Origin of the sequence: Colwellia asteriadis (assembly GCF_039523295.1) — a bacterium.
Classification (GTDB): domain Bacteria; phylum Pseudomonadota; class Gammaproteobacteria; order Enterobacterales; family Alteromonadaceae; genus Colwellia; species Colwellia asteriadis.
The window spans coordinates 39,356-60,393 of record NZ_BAAAFA010000005.1; the positions used below are offsets into that span (position 1 = coordinate 39,356).

Annotated in this window: 23 protein-coding genes and 1 pseudogene; 8 read left to right on the forward strand and 16 right to left on the reverse strand. The window is 36.7% G+C overall.

What is annotated here, in order from left to right:
- Positions 1-436: 436 nt before the first annotated feature.
- The 5 genes from ABD005_RS08065 to ABD005_RS08085 all read right to left on the reverse strand — a co-directional run bounded on the left by ABD005_RS08065 (position 437) and on the right by ABD005_RS08085 (position 3,555).
- Entirely contained in the window at positions 437-790 is a 354-nt protein-coding gene (locus tag ABD005_RS08065; RefSeq protein WP_343816848.1) for a hypothetical protein, read from the reverse strand.
- Positions 791-1,237: 447 nt separating this feature from the next.
- Complete coding sequence (locus tag ABD005_RS08070; protein ID WP_215980570.1) at positions 1,238-1,429, reverse strand: DUF3185 family protein; 192 nt, start codon at positions 1,427-1,429, stop codon at positions 1,238-1,240.
- A gap of 192 nt (positions 1,430-1,621) precedes the next feature.
- Positions 1,622-2,242: a DUF1294 domain-containing protein gene (locus tag ABD005_RS08075; protein ID WP_343816850.1), complete on the reverse strand. Its 621-nt coding sequence runs from the start codon at positions 2,240-2,242 to the stop codon at positions 1,622-1,624.
- 62 nt (positions 2,243-2,304) lie between these two features.
- Positions 2,305-2,976 carry a GNAT family N-acetyltransferase gene (locus tag ABD005_RS08080; RefSeq protein WP_425544892.1) on the reverse strand — a complete coding sequence of 224 codons (672 nt, stop codon included), beginning with the start codon at positions 2,974-2,976 and terminating at the stop codon, positions 2,305-2,307.
- 204 nt (positions 2,977-3,180) lie between these two features.
- Complete coding sequence (locus tag ABD005_RS08085; RefSeq protein ID WP_215980573.1) at positions 3,181-3,555, reverse strand: DUF3192 domain-containing protein; 375 nt, start codon at positions 3,553-3,555, stop codon at positions 3,181-3,183.
- Between the two features lie 182 nt (positions 3,556-3,737).
- Here ABD005_RS08085 and ABD005_RS08090 point away from each other — a divergent pair, with 182 nt between their 5' ends.
- Positions 3,738-4,088 carry a hypothetical protein gene (locus tag ABD005_RS08090; RefSeq protein WP_343816854.1) on the forward strand — a complete coding sequence of 117 codons (351 nt, stop codon included), beginning with the start codon at positions 3,738-3,740 and terminating at the stop codon, positions 4,086-4,088.
- Between the two features lie 76 nt (positions 4,089-4,164).
- Here the strand turns inward: ABD005_RS08090 and syd are convergent, their stop codons facing one another.
- The gene (gene syd / locus ABD005_RS08095; protein ID WP_343816856.1) at positions 4,165-4,752 is read right to left on the reverse strand and encodes a SecY-interacting protein; all 588 of its coding nucleotides are present in this window, start codon (positions 4,750-4,752) and stop codon (positions 4,165-4,167) included.
- A 54-nt stretch (positions 4,753-4,806) separates the two neighbouring features.
- On the opposite strand from syd, the gene queF reads away from it, so the two are divergent.
- Positions 4,807-5,676: an NADPH-dependent 7-cyano-7-deazaguanine reductase QueF gene (gene queF / locus ABD005_RS08100; RefSeq protein WP_343816858.1), complete on the forward strand. Its 870-nt coding sequence runs from the start codon at positions 4,807-4,809 to the stop codon at positions 5,674-5,676.
- Positions 5,677-5,800: 124 nt separating this feature from the next.
- On the opposite strand, the gene ABD005_RS08105 is transcribed toward queF, so the two are convergent.
- A complete protein-coding gene (locus ABD005_RS08105; protein ID WP_343816860.1) occupies positions 5,801-7,603 on the reverse strand; it encodes a M61 family metallopeptidase in 1,803 nt (600 codons plus the stop codon).
- A gap of 276 nt (positions 7,604-7,879) precedes the next feature.
- Between ABD005_RS08105 and ABD005_RS08110 the strand changes: the two genes are divergently transcribed.
- From ABD005_RS08110 to ABD005_RS08130, 5 genes are all read left to right on the forward strand, one after another.
- A complete protein-coding gene (locus ABD005_RS08110) occupies positions 7,880-9,517 on the forward strand; it encodes a GGDEF domain-containing protein (RefSeq protein ID WP_343816862.1) in 1,638 nt (545 codons plus the stop codon).
- Positions 9,518-9,589: 72 nt separating this feature from the next.
- On the forward strand, positions 9,590-10,936 hold the full coding sequence (gene ppnN, locus ABD005_RS08115) for a nucleotide 5'-monophosphate nucleosidase PpnN (protein ID WP_343816864.1): 1,347 nt from the start codon (positions 9,590-9,592) through the stop codon (positions 10,934-10,936).
- Positions 10,937-10,939: 3 nt separating this feature from the next.
- A complete protein-coding gene (gene xni / locus ABD005_RS08120) occupies positions 10,940-11,812 on the forward strand; it encodes a flap endonuclease Xni (RefSeq protein WP_343816866.1) in 873 nt (290 codons plus the stop codon).
- 32 nt (positions 11,813-11,844) lie between these two features.
- The gene (locus ABD005_RS08125; RefSeq protein ID WP_343816868.1) at positions 11,845-12,249 is read left to right on the forward strand and encodes a DUF3192 domain-containing protein; all 405 of its coding nucleotides are present in this window, start codon (positions 11,845-11,847) and stop codon (positions 12,247-12,249) included.
- A 420-nt stretch (positions 12,250-12,669) separates the two neighbouring features.
- Complete coding sequence (locus ABD005_RS08130; RefSeq protein ID WP_215980582.1) at positions 12,670-13,677, forward strand: isocitrate dehydrogenase; 1,008 nt, start codon at positions 12,670-12,672, stop codon at positions 13,675-13,677.
- A 159-nt stretch (positions 13,678-13,836) separates the two neighbouring features.
- Here ABD005_RS08130 and rlmM read toward each other — a convergent pair whose 3' ends face one another.
- Genes rlmM through ABD005_RS08150 form a run of 4 tightly spaced genes read right to left on the reverse strand, consistent with a single transcriptional unit; the run spans position 13,837 to position 16,955 of the window.
- Entirely contained in the window at positions 13,837-14,949 is a 1,113-nt protein-coding gene (rlmM, locus tag ABD005_RS08135) for a 23S rRNA (cytidine(2498)-2'-O)-methyltransferase RlmM (protein ID WP_343816871.1), read from the reverse strand.
- Entirely contained in the window at positions 14,946-15,359 is a 414-nt protein-coding gene (locus ABD005_RS08140; protein WP_215980584.1) for a DUF423 domain-containing protein, read from the reverse strand. Before ABD005_RS08140 ends, rlmM begins: the two co-directional genes overlap by 4 nt.
- Positions 15,346-16,023, reverse strand: a complete 678-nt coding sequence (locus ABD005_RS08145) for an alpha/beta family hydrolase (protein ID WP_343816873.1) — start codon at positions 16,021-16,023, stop codon at positions 15,346-15,348. The genes ABD005_RS08140 and ABD005_RS08145 overlap by 14 nt, the downstream gene beginning before the upstream one ends.
- Complete coding sequence (locus ABD005_RS08150; RefSeq protein ID WP_215980586.1) at positions 16,023-16,955, reverse strand: transcriptional regulator GcvA; 933 nt, start codon at positions 16,953-16,955, stop codon at positions 16,023-16,025. Before ABD005_RS08150 ends, ABD005_RS08145 begins: the two co-directional genes overlap by 1 nt.
- 315 nt (positions 16,956-17,270) lie before the next feature.
- Between ABD005_RS08150 and ABD005_RS08155 the strand changes: the two genes are divergently transcribed.
- Positions 17,271-17,549, forward strand: coding sequence for a hypothetical protein (locus tag ABD005_RS08155; protein ID WP_215980587.1), 279 nt, complete (start codon positions 17,271-17,273; stop codon positions 17,547-17,549).
- An 82-nt stretch (positions 17,550-17,631) separates the two neighbouring features.
- Here the strand turns inward: ABD005_RS08155 and kdsA are convergent, their stop codons facing one another.
- The 5 genes and pseudogenes from kdsA to prmC all read right to left on the reverse strand — a co-directional run bounded on the left by kdsA (position 17,632) and on the right by prmC (position 21,030).
- The gene (kdsA, locus tag ABD005_RS08160) at positions 17,632-18,474 is read right to left on the reverse strand and encodes a 3-deoxy-8-phosphooctulonate synthase (protein WP_343816876.1); all 843 of its coding nucleotides are present in this window, start codon (positions 18,472-18,474) and stop codon (positions 17,632-17,634) included.
- A gap of 35 nt (positions 18,475-18,509) precedes the next feature.
- Positions 18,510-18,666 (reverse strand): annotated as a pseudogene (locus ABD005_RS18215) (DUF819 family protein); the annotation flags it as partial.
- A 28-nt stretch (positions 18,667-18,694) separates the two neighbouring features.
- The gene (locus ABD005_RS08165) at positions 18,695-19,546 is read right to left on the reverse strand and encodes a SirB1 family protein (protein ID WP_215980589.1); all 852 of its coding nucleotides are present in this window, start codon (positions 19,544-19,546) and stop codon (positions 18,695-18,697) included.
- A gap of 19 nt (positions 19,547-19,565) precedes the next feature.
- Positions 19,566-19,931, reverse strand: a complete 366-nt coding sequence (locus ABD005_RS08170) for a SirB2 family protein (RefSeq protein WP_215980590.1) — start codon at positions 19,929-19,931, stop codon at positions 19,566-19,568.
- Between the two features lie 238 nt (positions 19,932-20,169).
- Positions 20,170-21,030, reverse strand: a complete 861-nt coding sequence (gene prmC / locus ABD005_RS08175) for a peptide chain release factor N(5)-glutamine methyltransferase (protein ID WP_343816880.1) — start codon at positions 21,028-21,030, stop codon at positions 20,170-20,172.
- Between the last annotated feature and the right edge of the window lie 8 nt (positions 21,031-21,038).

The window sequence follows — 21,038 nt, forward strand, 5'->3', positions numbered from 1 at the left end:
CGAAGTATCCTTGGCATCCATTTTATTGCCTTGCTTAATCATTAAGCGTTATACTTTCCAAGTATTTTCCATTTGTAGTAACAACATCCCCGTAGCTACTATCTCATCCATGACAGCGTATTGCTTTAAGGCTTCCTGCCCTATGTCTTCCTGACATGATTAATATTACACTTAAAATTTATGGTTAGTAGTAACCAGAATAAAATTATTTAGATGTAACATAAGTGCAACTTTCAATGAAAAAATAAAAAGCCTTTAAAATCATAACAGTAAATAATTAAGCTTCTATTTTACAGCGACAATTGCCATGATATCGCACATCACTGTGAGACATGTCTTACAAAAAAAATAGCACATATGCCGATAACGTTTTAAGTGAGTGTAGATCTTTTAGAAGCGCGAGAAAAAATGATATTCCAAATTGGTTCTGTGAGGTTCATTGGTTATGTTTTTTATGCCAAATAATACATATTAATAACGTAATAAAGCCACTAGCATAAGTCGCATATAAAGGAAATAAAGTGGGTTTATCTTCTGGGTATGGCGAAGTACTCGATAAGATCAAAGCCGCAATAGCTCCAACAATCAACCAAGCAGTTGCTACTTTCGTTTTGTGACTAGGCGCAGTGATATAACCAGATAAAACCACTAAAGAAGCCGCAACTGAGCCAATTATTGGTTTTTTCCAAACTCCCATAAAATCAGCTAGGATACCAGCAGCTATCGCTGAAACTACAAATGTAATAATGACTATTACAAATGAAAAAGCAAAACCTCTTATTTGATTCATGCTCAAATCCACTAAAAATTTAATGCCTTATTATTAATGCCTTATTAAGTACAAACAATTTATTGGTTATCGCCGCAAAGTGACGCTTAACTGTTAACGTCCTTTTTTGTCACTTGTAGTGTGCCACTTACATCAAACCGTTGAAATACAAACATTAAGACTGATGGTCTTTATTTATAAGCATTACTGACATATAGGCTAACACAGGCAAAATTATTAGCGTTAATAGCTGCGGGGCGTCAAGAATAGCAGAGGACAAAATTGCAGAAGCCCATAGTAAACTTAAACCGATACCTTTTTTATGACATTTTTTCATCACAGCCTCCAGTTAACCGTTTAAACGAAACACAGTTATCGTAACAGATAAATTTGAAATAACATAAAACACTTCTATCTGCACTTATTAACGCCTACTTTAAACTCTTGTTGCGTGTTCATTTATTGGTATTATTTAAGTCTTGTAATACCAAGTATAACGGCAATTACGCCACCAGCCATTCCCGCCCAAGCCTCAATAGGAGTATCCCCACTTAATGCTCGAGTAACTTGTGAGCTAGCAGAATCATAAATATTGTAACCCCACATAGCTAATGCAACCCCCACAATAATAAGGACTATTCCAATAATTTTGTTATTCATCTCAACTCCTAAAATTTATAAGTATATAATTGAGTGCTCCAACTGACTACACACATAACACAACCCTAAGCGGCTAAAATTAGCCAATTGCATTTACCCTGCTAAATTACTTGCTAGCCGTTTTTACAAATACTCCCGAAAACAACTAACTGTTATTGCTCTAACTAATAGTCACCTAGTTTTTCTGAAAAATTATGAAAATAGCATTTTGAGCAATGAAGTACTTTCATCCATTTGATTTAAAGATGTTAACCAACACAGTGCGCTTATGTTTATGATAACCGTTAACCAAAAAACAAACCTAAATGTAGCCTTTTTAGATTTATGCCTAAGGGTTTGCTGTGCAATAGCAGCTCCTGGCCAGCCGCCAGCCAGTGCAAGCAAATGCAATGTACTTTCTGGGGTGCGCCAAGCGCCCCTTTTTGCTTTGTTTTTATCATGCGCATATGAAACAAAGCACAGCGTACTCGCGCCTAAATAAAGTAATACTAAATTTATTGGTAAGTAGCCAAAAATTAACGCAACTAAGATAGCCCCTAAAAATAAAACGGCTAAATAAATCGAAAACTTATTCACATGCTTTTCTGCATGACTTGCGGGCTTTTCGCCTGCAAAAGTCGCCTTATCAGCGCAGTAACGCCCTTGTTTATCTTTCGCTATCGAAAATGTGAGAATGTCATTAACTTGAGGCGTGCGTTTTTTATTTGAAAACGCACTTTTATGAATGAAAACATGATCGCCACCACCATTAGGTACAATAAAGCCAAAGCACTTGTCTTCGCTCCATTTTAGTAGCTTGCCTGTTAAACGCATAAGTTACTTCGATAACTAACGATGAAAAACATAATGAACTTGTCTTTTGCTGTTTAAGTAACTTATTGTACTAACTCGTTATTACGATAATGTACCATGACAGAGCCAGAGACATTACCAACAGTTACTTCTTTAATGACCTCATAACCAACATTTTCGAAAAATGCTTTAAACTTACCTGAGGTAGCATAAACAGCAACACCTTCGCTATCAGTATGCTCGTCAAGCACAGTATTTACCGCTGCCATTAAGTAATGACCAAAACCGTGTTGCTGATGTAACGGATGCACCGCAATAAATGACAATAAATGAAAAGTTTTTAATGGCACAGCTTCGAGCACTGTTTGTTCTTTTTGCATCATTTGTTTGGTACTAAAATAACCAGCACTTAGTAACATTTTTAAACGCCAATGCCAAAAGCGATTAACGCTAAGTGACTCATCTGGACTATTTAAACAAGCAACACCAACCATAGTGTCACCTAAATATAAACCGACCATGGGTTGCTTTGCTTGCCAAAAGGCGTTTAATTCTTCTCGAATTGCCGCGCGTAAACGCTGCTCGTAGTCTTCTTTATCACTATTGAATATATCAAGAAAAACAGGGTCATCATGGTACGCTTGGTATAAAAGCGATGCAGCAAACTTTAAGTCTTCAGCTTTTAAGTAACTCGCTTTTACATCAACACTTTCACTGTCAGCATTGTTGCTTATAACACTTGCTGGTGATTCCATTTCTGTCATGATAACTCCTACTCTACTGGTGGATTAGCTTGATATTTATTAGTTCCACCTTAGCAGCATAACTAAAAACAGGTCAATTGAAATTACAAATAGCGCATACAAAAAAGCATCACTGAAATAGCGATGCTTCACATAGGTTGGGTAAAAATCACGTACTAAGTTGTCTACTATGCTACGCGTTAAATTTAGCTCTATTTAGCTTTTTTTAAACTCGTCACCATAACCGGTTTTAATTAGCTCACCATTAACAAATTGCAAATAGGTACATTCATCTTTAGTGGTTAAACCATCTTTATGTTTACGTTGGGTTCGGTAATAAAGTACTTTCACTGTTTTTTCATTTTCACTATACGTCTCAGAAAAATCAGCAACACCAAGCTTTTCTTCAATATCAGCAATACTGGCTCCTAAGTTAACCGCAGCAATGTGTTTACGGTTTTTATAAGCTCTGTCTTCACTATCAACAACAAAATCATGGTTAATGCCGTCATCATTAATTTTTACAACACAGCCTGATAGCGAAAATAATAAGGGGGTAGCAGCTAATAATACAAGTACTGTCTTTTTCATGGTTATTCCTTTTATAGTTGTTATCGTTAGTACACTTTCAGTAAAAGCAAAAAAGTTGCCAAAAAACAAACCATTGATATTAAGGGATTTATTGAAAAAACTTCAAAGAGGCATGTAACAATTTTAGCTTTTTTAACTAAAATATGGTTATATTGCTTATCACGTAATTATTAATAAACGCCATGACTATTTTTGATGAAATATTAATGTTTGCCAATCAACTTGCTAATGACGGGAAAAAACCAACCGTCGCTTTGGTTAAGGCTAAGTTAAGTCAGCCAGTTCCTTTACCTACGCTGATTAAAACGCTAAAAAATTGGCAGCATGATCCTAAGTTTATCGCTCCTCCTGCGCAGACAACTCCCCAAGAAAATAAAAAGCATGAAAACGATGACGCAACCAGCAATGCTATTTTAGAAGAACGAATTCAAATAAGTATTAATAAAGCGCTAAGTCATGAGTTAACGCAAATAAGAGAAGAGCTAAGTGAAATGAAGCAAATGATAGCAGAGCTAACTAAAGAGCTAAAATAAAGTAAAGGCGTTTAGTGCTTAGCACTCAAACGCCTTTCCATAAACTGCCTTATTGGCTGTAATAGTAAAGGCAAAACTAACTAACTGTTAACACATTAGTAAATAAATCAGCTAATGAGTCGGCAATTTTTTTATGAGGTTTACAACCCACTCTCTCTGCCCACACTTCACCAGTTTCATTATCAAGTGAAATAATAATATCTTCTTCATCGGTTACAGCAAAAAACACCGTTTCAGCTTGTTTTAAACGCTGTTTCATCATGATATGACCAATAATATTTTCTTGTAGTCGTTCAAAGTCAGCTTCACTCCAAGCAAACAATAACGTTAAGCTACCATCGGCACATTGTGCTTCAATGCTGTCACTAAAGATGGTTGTAAAATAAGTTTTAATATCTTGATGCAATACTAAGTCTAACGCTTGTTCAACATTATTAAATGATAACGGTTTTGCTATTTCCTTCTGCTCTACCAGCTTAGCAATGGCTATTGGCTGCCAACTACAAAGATCATCGGCCAATTTTTCACTGATACAGGGAGACAACCACTGCTCATCAAATTCAGTACTGGGTAATTCGTTATTGTTACGCTCTTGATGTAAAGCAACATGTTGCTCTGCAAATGTAAGTACAGCTTGCGCTAAAGTTGTATTTGATGATGTCATATACGACTAAGATCCTTTAAAATAATACTATAATTGTTAACGGTAGAAGTTTTTATGAGCAAATATGAAAAATCAGCTGCATTAAGCGAGCTAACTTTAGGGAAAGAAACTCAATATAGCAGTAAATATAACCCAGATTTACTGCAAGCAGTACCCCGGAGTTTAAATCGTGATGATTTATCATTAACCGACACAACATTACCTTTTGTTGGTGAGGATGTTTGGTACGGTTATGAACTTTCTTGGCTAAATACCAACGGCAAGCCTGTGGTTGCAGTCGCCGAGTTTAGGTTCCCTTGTACGAGCCCTAACTTAGTTGAGTCGAAATCATTTAAGCTGTATTTAAATAGTTTTAACCAAAGCCGTTTTTCATCAATGGAGCAAGTACAAAAAATTCTCGCTGCTGATTTATCACATACGGCTGGCGAGCAAGCTTCGGTTGCCCTTTTTAGCGTTGATGATTGCCCTAACTTAGCCATTAACCAGGCAAGTAATTCACTTATTTGTATTGATAATGAAGATATTTCTATGGATGAATATCAATACAATGCACAGTGGTTAACTAATATACAAGCAAGTCATGAGGCTAATGACCAACCTAGTATAAATGAAACGCTTGTAAGCCATTTGCTCAAATCGAACTGCTTAATCACCAACCAACCAGACTGGGCCAGTGTATATATTAGTTATCAGGGTGCTCCATTAAATCACGCACAGTTACTTAAATACTTGATTTCATTTAGACAACATAATGAATTTCATGAACAGTGTATTGAACGTATTTTTTGTGATTTACAAAAGTACGCAAAATTAGAGCAACTTACGGTTTTTGCACGTTATACGCGTCGAGGCGGTTTAGATATAAACCCTTTTAGAAGTACCCATTTAACATCGGCTCCAGCGAATAGAACATTGCGCCAATAGCGTTTATGGTCGAGCAGTTTTAGTTTTAGTTTTAGTTTTAGTTTTAGTTTTAAACAGCTTAAACAAAAAATCCAACCTTTATTAGGTTGGATTTTTTAATTGTAGTTACTCAATTAAGTTTTATTTATTTTTTGTCCTCAGGAAACTCAAGCCCAGTCCACTGAGTAAAAAATGCTTTTTGCTGCTCGTTAGCATTCTCTAATGGAGTTACTTTTAACTTATCTTTAGGCCTTTTAACTAAAGCCAGTGATTTACTCGCTAATACGTCACGTCTAAAAAAGCTAATGTCTACGGTATTCTCATCATTAAAATCAGCTAAGCGCGTTGTGAGATCTTTATCGACTAAACGCAAACCATCAATAGCAATAATAATGTCGTCTAGGGTAAAGCCAGCATCCCATGCAGGGCTATGCTTTTCGACATGCGTTACTTTCAAACCACTATTAACTTGCTCGGTTTTCAGGCCTGTCCAAATTTGTGTTTTTAACTTAGCACCAGCTTTACCATAGCTCATTTGCAAACCCGCTTTTGCTAACAACGCATCAAAATCTATGGCTAATAAACCAGTAATGTTTTGCTGCCACCATGGCTGGTAATTTTCACCGGTCACTTGGTTTAAAATCGCCAAAATATCATTCTCATTGTAACTTTTAGGTATTTTAAACTGTTGATAAAGCTGATTATGCACATTCCGATAACTTTTCGCTAAATTAGTTCGACTTAATATATCAAAGTCGAGTAACCAAGAGGCCAAATAACCCTCAGCATAGATATTAACGCTATGATTATTACCATAGTCTCCGCTTTCATTAATCCATGCATCAAAGCCTGCTTGTGCAATACTTTGGCTATTTCGCCCTGGCTTATGTTGATGTTTGGTAATACGTTTAGCTAAGTCTTCAAAGAACTCTTTACTGGTTAATAATTTACCGCGTAATAATAGTTGGTATTGCAGGTAACTGGTTGAGCCTTCTGCAAGCCATAATAGGTTGTCGTAGTTCTCTTGTTGATAATCATAAGGAACAAGCCCTTCAGGGCGATACTGCTTAACATTCCAGGTATGAACAAATTCATGCGCGGCGGTAGAAATAAAACCAATATAGTCTTTTCTTGCTGAAAATTTATAGCGAGAACGTTGAATAATGGTTGAGTTTACATGCTCTGTAGCACCGCGAGCGCCACTTGTGGCGTGTACCATAAAAACATAACGCTTAAATGGATAGCCTTGCCAAATGCTTTTACTTTGCTCAACCATTACCGTTAAATCCTGTAACATTTTTTGAGTATCGTAGTTGCCCTCCCCCCAAATAACTAATTCATATTGGCGATTATCAACTTCAAATTCAAAAAATTGATTAATACCGCTTTCAATAGGCGAATCAACAAGTACATCGTAATTGCTAGCGATAAATTGATGATGATTATCACCAAAGTCCAACCCTGAAACACTGCGCCATGCTTTAGGTACTACCATTTGCACGATATGTTTTTGCGGACGACTTTCTTCGCTATACATCACCACGGTCGAGTTATCAATAAAGGCGTGGCTATCATCAATATGGCGAGTTCTTTTACCTAATTGATTTGCATAAACTTGGTAGGTTACTGTTAGCTTTTTATGTTGGGTGTTATTTATTCGCCAACTATCCTTACTTACTTTTTCCCACAAAAGCGCATTACCTTGCTCATCTTGTGCTGAAAATTTTCTGATACCGTTAGCCAAATTTAAAATTTCATATCTACCTGTGCGCCATGTAGGTAAATAAACGAGTGTATCCTTAGTTTCAGACGCTTTAAACTGAACCTGAACTGTTGCTAAGTGGTGTTCAGGGTTATCAATATTAATCGTAACATTAACCTCAGCATTAGCACTAAACGCTATAAGATAAAGAAGTAAGGTGAACAGTAAGCTTTTACATAAAACCATAATAAAATCCTAAGTGGTGGCATGATAAATAATGATTATTCTAGCTTAATTGGAACAATTTTATACGATTAGATAGTAGCGATAGAAAATAATATGACTTTTTCTGCCCCGACATACAATAAAGAGAGCATTTGTGCTTAAATTTGTCTTATACTGTTGAATGTGTGTGAATAAATACTTGATATTAATTTAAAACATTTAGTACTTTCCAAAGAAAAACAAGATAAAACCCAAAGAATAAACAGAGATTTAGGACTTTAAGGATAAGCTTTTTTTATGAATGACAACTCTGTCGGACAAGCGCAATTAGACACATTGCAAAAAAAACTTGATAGCGCCATAGACTCACGTAGAACGTTAGAAGAGGATTTCAAAACTCAATCGACACTACTTATTCAGTTTATCAGTAAACTATCATTAGTTTCTAAAGGGGTCGATCTCGAGCTTGATAATCGTTTGGCAAAATTACGAGTTTTATTTACTAAATCCGCACCGATAGCTGACATTGAAAACAGTATCGCAATCATCACAAAGCTACTACAACAGCATGCAATAACTAACGAAAAAAATATTGCACAAATGCATCAACGCTTCAATATTGCCGGAGAGAGCTTACAAAAGGTTAATGGTTTACCCAACGACCTCCGACGCAATTTACGTGAATTATTATCAGAAACTAAAAGTACAAAAGATGCATTAATTCAATATGTTCCTTTATTAAGCCAATTATTAGAGTTTTATATAAATGCCTTGAGCGCTAAAGAAAAAACAGCAACAAATGGCTTATTAACAACACCTAACAATGCGGGTGATTCAGCGCAAACAACATTAGACACCTCGTCTGATAACAATAGTAATACTGCCTCCACTTTTGAGTTAGACGAAAGTTTATTAGAAAAAATCTCCGTAACGTTAAGTGCTCTCAACTTATCTCAAGCACATACCAATCAATTATTAGCAATTAAGAAAAAGTTAATGGGCGACACAACGAATAAGGAAATCGTAAACCACTTCCTTGAAATATTTGATGTCATTGTTGCCGAGTTCAAAAATGAACAAAATAATGCTAAATCTTTTTTAACCTCACTTAGTGATACTTTAACGAGTGTTCAGTTAGCGGTAAAAGAGACGCTCGAAACACAAAAGTCTTCGCAATTAGCCAACGATAAAATTAATGTTGTACTACAAAAACAACTTGTTGATATGACGGGTACTGTTGAAAAGGCACTGTCGCTTGATCAAGTAAAATTAGACATCAATGATAAATTGCAGAAAATCGCAGGAACTTTAGAAGCCAAATCGAAAATAGAACAACAGAGTCAATTAGCATTAAGTCAAAAACTCACTAAAATGGCAGAAAAAGTCGCTCAGCTAGAAGAGAAAAGCCGTGTGTTTGAAGAAAAGCTTGCCGAGCAACAAATCAAAAACATGCAAGACGCTTTGACTAAGCTTGCTAATCGTGCCGCATTTGATGACTACTTTGCTAAAGCAATGGTTCGCTTTCAACATCGCCCATTTGAATTAGCCTTAGTCGTTATTGATATTGATGACTTCAAAAAAATTAATGATACCTATGGTCATAGCGCTGGCGATAAAACGCTACAAGTGATTGCTAATACGATTCAAAAACATGTTTCCAAGGATGTTTTTGTTGGTCGTTATGGCGGTGAAGAGTTTGTACTTATTTACTCTCAAACAGCAGAAACTGATTTAATTAATGAATTAAACACAATTAATAAACAAGTTGCTCGCTTACCTTTTAAGTTTAAAAACAATAAAGTCAGTATCACCTTATCGATAGGTGCCACCCATATTCGTACCGATGATAATATCCATCTTGCTTTTGAACGTGCTGATGAAGCTATGTATAAAGCAAAGTCTCAAGGTAAAAATCAAGTTATTTATTCTAAGTAATGTACGCGTAATTACAGTAACTATACTCGCTAATCATTTAATAATATTAAGGCGCGTATAAAAGGAGGTTCTATGCACATTCAACTTAACCCTGTTGGTAATATGAATTTACTTTCACAAGCTGAAGTAGACCAATTACAATTATCTGCCAGCAGCGAGCTTTACATGCTTTATCGTAACTGCTCTTTAGCGGTACTTAATGCGGGATCGAATACCGATGATGCCGAAGCCATTTATCAAAAGTATAAAAAATTTAAAATTGAAGTCATCAGACGAGAGCGTGGCGTAAAAATTGATTTAGACAATCCACCATTACACGCCTTTGTAGACGGTAAAATAATTCGTGGTATTAGAGAGCACCTTTCAGCAGTATTGCGCGATATATTATTTATTAATAGTCGTTACTTAAATATGCCTATTTCGTCTGAAAATATTACCGACACTACCTTTGATATACTGCGTAATGCCAATCTTATTTTACCTGAAACTGAGCCTAATTTAATCACCTGTTGGGGCGGCCATTCAATTAGTCATAATGAATATAAATATACCAAAGATGTTGGTTATCAATTAGGGCTTCGTGCTTTTAATATTTGTACTGGTTGTGGCCCTGGTGCTATGAAAGGACCAATGAAAGGTGCGACAATAGGCCATGCAAAACAGCGAAATAAATCAGGTCGTTATATCGGTTTAACTGAGCCAAGTATTATTGCTGCTGAGCCACCAAACCCTATTGTTAACGAATTAGTGATAATGCCTGATATAGAAAAACGCTTAGAAGCTTTTGTTAGGATGTCGCATGGCTTGATCATTTTTCCTGGTGGCGCAGGTACTGCTGAAGAGTTACTGTATATTTTAGGAATTATGCTTAATGAAAAGAATAAAGATCAAAAACTGCCTATTATTTTAACAGGCCCTGCTAGTGCTAAAGCCTACTTTAAAGAGATCCACGCTTTTATTGGTGCTACATTAGGTGAAAAAGCGCAATCTTTATATAAAATCATTATTAACGATGCGCCTGCCGTTGCCCGTGAAATGAAAATAGGTTTAGAGCAAGTATTAACACATCGCAAAGCAACAGGTGACTCGTTCCATTTCAATTGGTCTTTAGAAATAGAAAGCGACTTTCAACACCCATTTGAGCCAAACCATGCAAATATGGCAGCATTGAATATCAGTCATGATCTGCCTACGGCTGAACTAGCGGCAAATTTACGACGTGTTTTTTCTGGTATAGTTGCCGGTAATGTAAAGTCGGGTGGTATCAAAGCAATACGAGAGCTTGGTCCTTTTCAAATATCAGGTGATAAAGAAATTATGACATTAATGGATAAACTACTTGCTTCATTTGTTGAGCAGCAACGTATGAAACTACCGGGTACTGAGTATATCCCTTGTTATAACGTTATAGAGGAGTAATCGGTGTCCGCTCATTTAATCTTAATTGATGCTTTAAATTTAATTCGTCGTATTTATGCGGTGCAAGAGCGGCCATTTATGTTAACTAAAAACAGTGCTAATGATGAGTTATCAAATAACACTCAGCAACAAGTGTTATTTAATACTCAAAATGCCTGTGTGGTGGCCTTAAATAAAATTATTAATGAACACAACCCAACCCATGGGTTGGCGGTTTTTGACAGCCAAAAGCCTTGTTGGCGCTATAAGTTGTATGCGGATTACAAAAAAGGCAGAAAAAAAATGCCTGAATCACTCGCCAATCAATTAAGTCATATTCAAGATGCTTTTATGGCTGAAGGTATTGATTCACTGACATCTGACGAAGATGAAGCTGACGACCTTATTGCGACATTAGCGACTAAAATGGCGTTGCATGGTCAGAGAGTCACCATTATTTCAACAGATAAAGGCTTTTTGTCACTACTTAGCCCTAATATTCATGTCTATGATTACTTTAACCGTCGTTACTTAGATGAAACTCATGTTAAAAGTAAGTTTAATGTAAAGTCATCACAGTTAATGGATTTATGGACGCTCACTGGTGATAACACCAACAAAATACCTGGTGTGGCAGGTATTGGGCAAGTAACCGCCGCAAATTTAATTAACGAATACGGCTCACTAAAAAATATTTTAATGAGTGACGACTTAAAATCGACGATTAAAAAGAAGCTCGAAGAAAGCAGTGAACAAATAACGTTAACTCGCCAATTGCTAACATTACAACAAGATATCCCTCTAGGTTTCAACCTTAAGGATATTCGCATAACACCACCTTCAACTTCAGCACCAAATAATGCTAATATTATTTCCTTAATCGCCCCAACAGCTTAACTAGCTAACAATGTCACTACGGTATTTTCAACATGAATAAAAAAGTAATCACACGCATCGTACTTGCTCTAGCTGCATATTTTGTCTTTGTTATGTTAGTGGTCATTTTCTATGACGATAGCCCAGACCAAATGAAGTGGGACGACAGAGAGGCTTATAATCGACAGTTTATTGCTAAAATAAAGCTGAATGAATTTACCTTTGAACATGCTTTAGAAGAGCTTGGTAGCCCCGATATTACAGAAGCTAAGCAAATCGACGACACCCGTTTTCAGGTAATGTTTTATAGAACTCAACATGTAAAGTCTGACGGTATTACCACCCAAGATGAGTGTACCTTCTTACTATTTATTGATGGTGTTTTAAAAGAAATAGGTTTAGGTAATAACTACCCCGACAATTGGAAAATAATCACGCCTTATCAGCAAAGTACTTAGCGCTTAGACTAAAGTCACCTTGCTAGCCCAATTGAATGATTCTACTATAACTGTATAGAGTCGAAAGCATTAGCAGCACCATGCCATGACTTAACCCATGTAAACTTTCAAGCTCGAAAACAGAAAGTTTACATGGTATAAAACAACTAACAAAACACTTTTATACGACTTAAAAACTTGAGTCGATTGAAAGTGTTTTCTATCTATAAAATACTAAGGTTGATCACGCTTCAATATTGCATTCATAATCGTGAGTTAATTTTCACCATAGCAAGATGTATTAAATGTCGTTAGTTGCCTAAAGCACAAACCTCATCGCTAACTGAAATTCCCCACTAACCAATAGATGCAACCTCAAAAGAGATCAGCTTTACACAAATAAGTATCGATTACTTATAACTCACAATTAAGGTGAATTTAATGACTAAACAGACCATCACAGTTATCCCTGGCGACGGCATTGGCCCAAGTATTATCGAAGCAACCATTAAGGTGTTAGATAAAGCAGGATGTAATTTTGACTATGAGTTTGCAGATGCTGGTCTAACTGCGCTTGAAAAGCACGGAGAATTAGTGCCAAGTGAAACGCTTGAGTTAATTGCTAAAAATAAAGTGACTCTTAAAGGCCCTTTAACGACTCCTGTTGGCGAAGGTTTTACCTCAATCAATGTAACGTTACGTAAGCAATTTAAACTATACGCAAATTTACGCCCTGTTATTTCATTTAAAGGTACCAAAGCACGTTACGAAAATATTGACATTTTAACCGTGCGTGAAAACACTCAAGGTATGTACTCTGGCGCAGGCCAAATCACCAGTGAAGACGGTAATGAAGCTGAAGCAAAAAGTATTATTACCCGTGAAGGTGCTGAAAAAATATTAACATTTGCTTATGAAACAGCACGTAAAGAAGGCCGTAAAAAAGTTACCGCAGTACATAAAGCAAATATTTTAAAATCGACCTCTGGTTTATTCTTAAAAGTTGCTCGCGAAGTTGCACAGCGCTACCCTGACATTGAATCAAGTGAAATGATTGTTGATAATTGCTGTATGCAGTTAGTTATGAACCCTGAGCAGTTTGACGTTATTGTAACCACTAACCTTTTTGGTGATATTCTTTCTGACTTATGTGCTGGCCTTGTTGGCGGCTTAGGTATGGCGCCAGGTGCTAACATTGGCGAAGATTGTGCTATTTTTGAAGCTGTTCACGGGAGTGCGCCAGATATTGCAGGTAAAAACTTAGCAAACCCAACGTCTGTTATTCTTGCTGCCATTCAAATGCTTGAATATTTAGGAATGAGTGATAAAGCACAAAAGATCAAAGCAGCCATTACTGATGTTATTGCATCAGGTGATAGAACAACTGGGGACTTAGGTGGTACGCACGGTACAACTGACTTTACTGAAGCTTTACTTGAAAGACTGTAATCTATTTATATTACCTTTATAGAAAAAACAGTGACTCTTTAAAATCAAAACGAGTAATAAATATAATATTTATTACTCGTTTTTTTATAGCTTATTTATATATTTGTGGATTAGTTATCCAGATAATACCGTTGAGTGAATCAGCAACTAATACAAAAACTATAGATCAACTGCAATTAGTGGTGCCGGTGATAGTAATCTTGCGTGTACGGTGACTTCTTCACGGTCATAATATAAATGCTTAGCGTATAACTCGTATTTGACGTTATGCTTATTAAAAGCATCTTTAATTGCTTGTAAGTCTTCGGATACCTGCTGGTAGCGCCCTTTCATTGGTAGCTTTAAGTTAAACATTGCCTCTTTACAATAGCCATGTAATAACCATTCACTCATTAACTTAGCAACACGCTGTGGTTTTTCAATCATGTCACAAACTAGCCAATATACGTTTTGCTTTTGAGGAAGGTATTTAAAGCCATCCATCATTTTATGCTTAACCTGCCCGGTTTCCATTAGCGACTCAGCCATTGGCCCGTTATCAATCGCAGTAACCATCATACCTCGGCGAACGAGTTGATAAGTCCAACCGCCTGGTGCGGAGCCTAAATCAACCGCATTCATACCCGATGTTAAACGGGTATCCCATTCTTCACGAGGAATAAAATAAAGAAATGCTTCATCAAGTTTTAAAGTTGAGCGACTTGGCGCAAGGCTTGGAAACTTTAATCGAGGAATCCCCATGATATGAGGAGAGCTATTTCTCGTTAAAGAGAAACCTAAGATCACTTGCTGACCACTAAAGAAAAGCGCATGTAAAATAGCGCCGTCGTCATCAACTTGCTCAGTAGCTTTTGATTTTTCGGTTAATACCTTATTCTTTCGTAATGCTTGGCGAAGCGGCACAGAGAGCTTACGACAAAATTTACTTAATTCTTTGCCATCATTAGTATCTGTCATTTCCATTCGTAAATCGGTATATTGCCACTCATTACCTAAAGCTTCAGTGATCGCTTCTACTCGATTATAGTCAGGTAAATCAATTATATCGGTAACCGTAACAAACCATTGGCGAGCAAAAATAAGGCGCTTCAATGGTACTTTATTCATCAAAACTTCACCGTGTTCACTTTCATGTAGATGAAAAAGAACAATGCCTTGATTCTTTTTTAGCTCTAAATAGCCGTAGATTTCATTCCAAGCAGCTTTTTCTTGGACTTCAGCGCCACACTCTTTCTCAAAGCCTGGGCGACAAAATAATACAATGGAGGTCATAAGTTATTCTTACCTTCTAACGCTAACATTAACCACGCTAGCGCAAATGACATACCACCAATAGGCGTTAACTTACCTAATAAGGGTACTTCAAAAATTAATTTAATATAAATAGTGCAACTAAAACACAAAATGCCTAATAAAAAGCAAATACAAGCGATGATAACAGGTTTAGAAGGCGGTTTTATTTTCGCCCATACCAAACATACAAGTAAGGTAATTGTATGAAATAATTGATATTGCAGTGCTGTAGATAAACTTGACTGCACATTACTTGCTAAGCTTTGCCCACCGTGGGCTAACCAAGCGCCGAATAGTACAGAAAAACAACCACTGATACCAACAAAAATCATCATCGAGCGCATTAAAATATGATTGTTGGTGATATTGTTATGATTACTTGCAGACATGGCTGTGTTCCAAAATAAAAGTAACAAGTGTATCGACTGCTGTTTGCAAATGATGTTGATAGCTAAAACCTGACTTTACTCGTGGCTTTAAACTATGATCACCATCGGCTAAAAAAACACTTTGGCAGTGCTCAGGTAAGTTATAGCTTATGACTTCACTTTGACTACCAAGAGTATCTCTATCACCTTGTATAATCAATATAGGTAATTTCCCTTCAATTAATGGCTCTAAGCGTAACTTTTCAGGCTTTTTCGCTGGATGAAAAGGATAGCCTAAACAGAAAACCCCTAAAAATTTAGCTTTATTCTCTACATTAGTAGCCAATGTACATGCAACACGAGAGCCCATAGATTTACCGCCAATAAAAAGCGGTAAATCTTGAGCGCATGAACTTTGCAGGAACTTATCAATAACATCTTGGTAGCACGCAAGTAATATTGGCATCCTATCGGGAGGGTAACGCTTCCCTGTTGCAATACGCTTATCCATAAAAGGAAAGTTAAAGCGTAATACATTAACTTTTGCTAGGTTAAGTAAACGTGTCATTTCAACCATAAACTCATGATGCATATCAGCGCCAGCACCATGAGCAAAAATAACATTGGCAATAGCCCCATCAACGGTACTTTCTTCGCTGCTCATTTCTATAGATAACATATCCATTAATTAATTTGTCCGTCAGTTATTTGTTCTTGCTCTGCACGTACCATGTCAAGCATCCACTGTCTAAAAGCCGCTATTTTACCATTATCTTTTTGCGCTTCTCGACAAACAATAAAGTAAGAGTTTTTACTGACTAAAACATCATTAAACGGACAAACCAAACGCCCTGCATCAATATCTGGCTTGGCCAATACGCTGTAAGCCAAGGCAACACCTTGGCCATATAGTGCAGCCTGCAACACCATAGTTGAATGACTAAAGATTGGCCCATGGTTAACATTACCGCCTTTAACGTTTACTTGTTTAAACCAACGTTTCCAGCCTTTACGCGATGTATCATGCAATAAGGTATGATGAGATAAGTCCTCTAAGGTAAGTAGTGGCGGCTTACCGTTGGCGGCGTTTTCTTGCAGTAATAATGGGGAGCACACGGGAATTAAATATTCAGTATGAAGTTTTTCTGCATAAATATTGGGCCAGCTGCCCCTTCCATAATAAATGGCGATATCGACATCTTCGGTTAGTGAGTTTTCAGCTTGATCAACCGCTTTAATTCGCACATCAATATCACCGTGTAAGGCATTAAAAGCACTTAAGCGTGGTACTAACCATTGAATAGCAAAGCTTGCTTGTGAACTAACGGTGATGGCACCTTTAGCGCCACGCACTAATAAACGCTCTGTTGCTTCATGTAGTGAATTAAAAATATCTTTAATGTCGAGATAATATGATTGTCCCTCTTCTGTTAATAACAGTGAGCGGTTTTTTCGCATAAACAATTTAATGCCTAAATGCTCTTCCAAAGCTTTTATTTGATGACTAATTGCAGCTTGCGTCACAAATAATTCTTCAGCAGCTCGCGTAAAGCTTAATTGCCTTGCAGAAGCTTCAAATGCTCGCAATGCGTTGAGTGGCGGTAGTCTATTAGCCAAGGTTCACCTATAAATTAACAAGGAATTTACAATTATAAATGCATAAATAATTAGAAATACAGCATATCAATTTTACATTAGTTTTTCTAATGAATAACATTAAATTAAGTCATTTTTATTTTTAGTGTTGTTTACGTAATATACACCTTGTAGATGAAGGACATCATCTCAACATTCTTTGAAAGTTAAGTATAGTGTGTGCTCCCAACCCATACGCTGTATTTCTTTCAAAGGGCTATGCCAGAGAAAAGGTCCTAAGAAATCTACCTAAACAACGTGTTTTATTATTAGGTTAATTACTGGACAACATATATCATGAAAAAAACTAACGCATTACTTACATTACTCACTGGCCTTATATTTAGTACAAGTGCAATAGCAGCAGTACCAACCACTGAACGTGTTAAAGCTGAGCCAACTAAACCAACAAGCATACACCTTATTAACGAAGCGGTAGCATCATCACTTGCAACAATCAAGCTAGATACAGACTACACTCAGCAAGTTGAAAATAATAGCTTTGCTATTAAAAAGCAGAAACTTAAACGTAATAAGACAATGAATATTACCAGCAATGAAATTGCAGCGGATTAATAGTGTAACATCTGACACTAACATCAAAAAAGGAGACTTATATGTCTCCTTTTTTAGTTATTACCTGTAACTATTACAAATATTAACCTGTAATTAACGGCTCAAAACCTTTAACTAAATCATCAATTGCTTTCATTTGCGCTAAATATGGGGCTAACTTATCTAACGGTAACGCACAAGGGCCATCACAGCGCGCTTGTGACGGATCAGGGTGCGCCTCAATAAACAATCCGGCAATACCAATAGCCATACCACTACGAGCTAATTGTGCTGCTTGTGCACGACGACCATCAGCACTATCAGCTCGTCCGCCAGGTTTTTGTAAAGCGTGTGTCGCATCAAAAATAACTGGGGCATAGTTTTTCATTTCATCCATGGCTAACATATCAACCACTAAGTTATTGTAACCATAGCAACTACCACGTTCACATAAAATAATATTTTCATTACCCGCTTCACCAAACTTAGTAATAATATGCTTCATTTCATGAGCCGCTAAAAACTGAGGTTTTTTAACATTAATAATTGCCCCTGTTTTAGCCATAGCAACGACGAGATCAGTTTGACGTGCTAAAAAAGCTGGCAGCTGTATAACATCAACCACCTCACTAACTGGCTGTGCCTGATACGGCTCATGTACATCGGTGATAATAGGAACATTAAAGGTGTTTTTTATTTCTTCAAATATCTTTAAACCTTCATCAAGACCAGGACCTCGATAGGAGTTTACCGATGAGCGGTTCGCTTTATCAAAAGAGGCTTTAAAAACATAGGGAATACCCAACTTTTGAGTAACCTCTACATAATGTTCAGCAATGGTCATTGCTAAATCACGCGACTCTAATACGTTCATACCACCAAACAAAACAAACGGTTTATTATTTGCTACGTCGATATCTTTTATTTTTACAGATGTAATTGTCATAATATTTCCTAAACTTCCTTAGGGCTGTTAATGCTGATGTAAAGTGCTGGTACGTATTTATAGAAACGTTTACATAAGGTATTTTTACTATTTGAAGTAAAAAAATACAAAACCGAGTATTAGTGCTAATAAGCCCAATACGACAGCATCATTAGTGATCAATGGTGTACTAGCTAACACAGGGTTTTGCATAAACTTACCTTAACATTTTCCGTACAAATTAATGAAACGTATTATTTTGTACGTCTATTTTTTCAAGTTGAATTTTTAATATCTTAGCGGCTGGATCTTGTGGACACTGCTCAACAAAATAGCGGTAGTCATCTACAGCAACTTTGAAACAATCAAGTTGATGTAAAAGAAAACCTCGGTCTCTGCGCAGAATAGGATCATCAGGGTTTAGTCCTAAAATAATATCAATACATGTCAACGCTTTATCAAAGGCTTGCTCACGAATTAATGCACTTTTTAATGAGATTAGGTATTCAACAATAGCTATTTTATCATTTACTGATTTTAAGTTGTCGTCACCAGGGTCGCCAGATAAGTCATCTAAACGATGATCAAGCTCGGTCCAATCAAGGGATTCTCCCGTCACTGCATCAAAAATAATCGCGTATTGTTCATCGCAGCATAAGCGCACCATAATTTTATTTGGTACAAACACCAAGTCAGTATCAAAGCCACAAGCAGTAATAATTTCTGCGACAATAGCCGCTTTTACGATAGGCGACATTAAACGCTGTTTCAGCCCTTTAGCGATATGATAAGCACTTAAGGGCCAAGAAGCTTGAGCATAATCAATAAATAAATGCTGAAAATACAATTCATTTAGCAAACATTCGGCGCGCTCTAACGGTGATTCAATTTCATTAATTACCGCAACACATTGATCAATAATAGTTTCTAGTACATCAAGTGACGCATCAGTACTTGAAGTTGCTAACTCTTGTACTGATGAACGACTTTGTTGATGCACTTGCTCACCAAAAACAGCTTCTTCAATGAGAATAAGTTTTTGTAATAGCTCTTTATCTTCAGATTTTATTTCTGAAATTAACAATTCATTCATAACAACTTTATTTACTCATTTAGGTAAAAAATAATGCTTCTCTAGTCATCGCTAAACGAACTATTAACATTACCCAGCCAATAGCACCTAAGAAACCTAAGACACGCATTGCTTTATTACGTGCTAATTTAAGCGTGTAATAAGCGGTAAAAATGTAAGCAACCATAGCGAGTAGCTTTTCAGCTAACCACATTTGTTCCATTGGGTTAAAATGCAGCTTTATCGCTAATGCGACCCCCACACTGAGTAACAAAGTGTCAACAACATGAGGTGAAATTTTAAGCCACTTTTTATTTAATTTATCCGGATTAATAAATAGCAATAAAAAACGATAAGCGAACAACAGTACGCTAATTGCGGCGAGTGTCATATGTAAATGTTTCAATGGGGTACCCTCTTTAATAGTTTTCTTTTGATGGAGATATTTTTATCGGCTTAGTTTTTCCCTATGAAGTGATAAACCAAGCGGTAATTTTTAGTTTTATTTAGTAAATCGACGTAAAGTTTACCTACTTTATTTGGCTAAACTGTATAACTATGTAACAGTTTAACTGATAGTACTTAATGTTATATCAGTGCGTGGCTATGGCAAAATTAAAAGGCTTTAACATCAATGAACTGAGTTATATTTTACTGGTAATACTGAGCTTTCCCCAGGTAATTCTATCGTGGCCATTTAAGTCTTTCACCGTTTCAATGTCGTTAAAACCAGCCGTTCGTAAGATATTACGTACAGCCTTACCCTGCTCAAAACCATGCTCAAAAAATAACGCACCATTAGGTGCTAAATAATTAACGGCTTTAGCCGTGATATCAGCAATATCACCTAACCCTTGTTCATTTGCCACCAACGCAGACTTAGGTTCAAAGCGCACATCACCAACACTGAGGTTTTCATCATTACCGTCAATATAAGGCGGGTTGGATACTATGATCTCAAAAGAAGTGCTTTGCGATACTTTACTAAACCAGTCACTTTGGTAAATATTAACCTGTGAAAGTGCTAATGCTTTAGCGTTACGTTTTGCTAACGCAACCGCGTCAAAGCTAAAATCTATCGCATCAATATGCCAACTTGGTAACTCTGATGCTAACGCTAATGCAATAGCTCCGGTTCCCGTACCTAAATCTAAACAGTTTAAGTTTTGTTTTTCACCATAATGGGTTAACACTAATTCAATAAGAATTTCAGTGTCAGGGCGAGGGATTAAGGTTGCAGGAGAGACAAAAAAAGGTAATGACCAAAACTCTTTCACGCCAACAATATAGGCGATAGGTTCACCATTAATACGCCGTGCTAATAATTCAAGGTATTGGGAAGATTGTGCCTGGCTTAATATTTTGTCAGGCCAAGTTAATAAATAGCTGCGTTCTTTTTCAAGCACAAAACATAACAGCAGTTGCGCATCAAGTTTAGCGCTATCAGAGCATGAATCGAGTTGTGCTCGACCATGCTCTATTAGGTGTTCAATCGATAAAATCACAAACAACC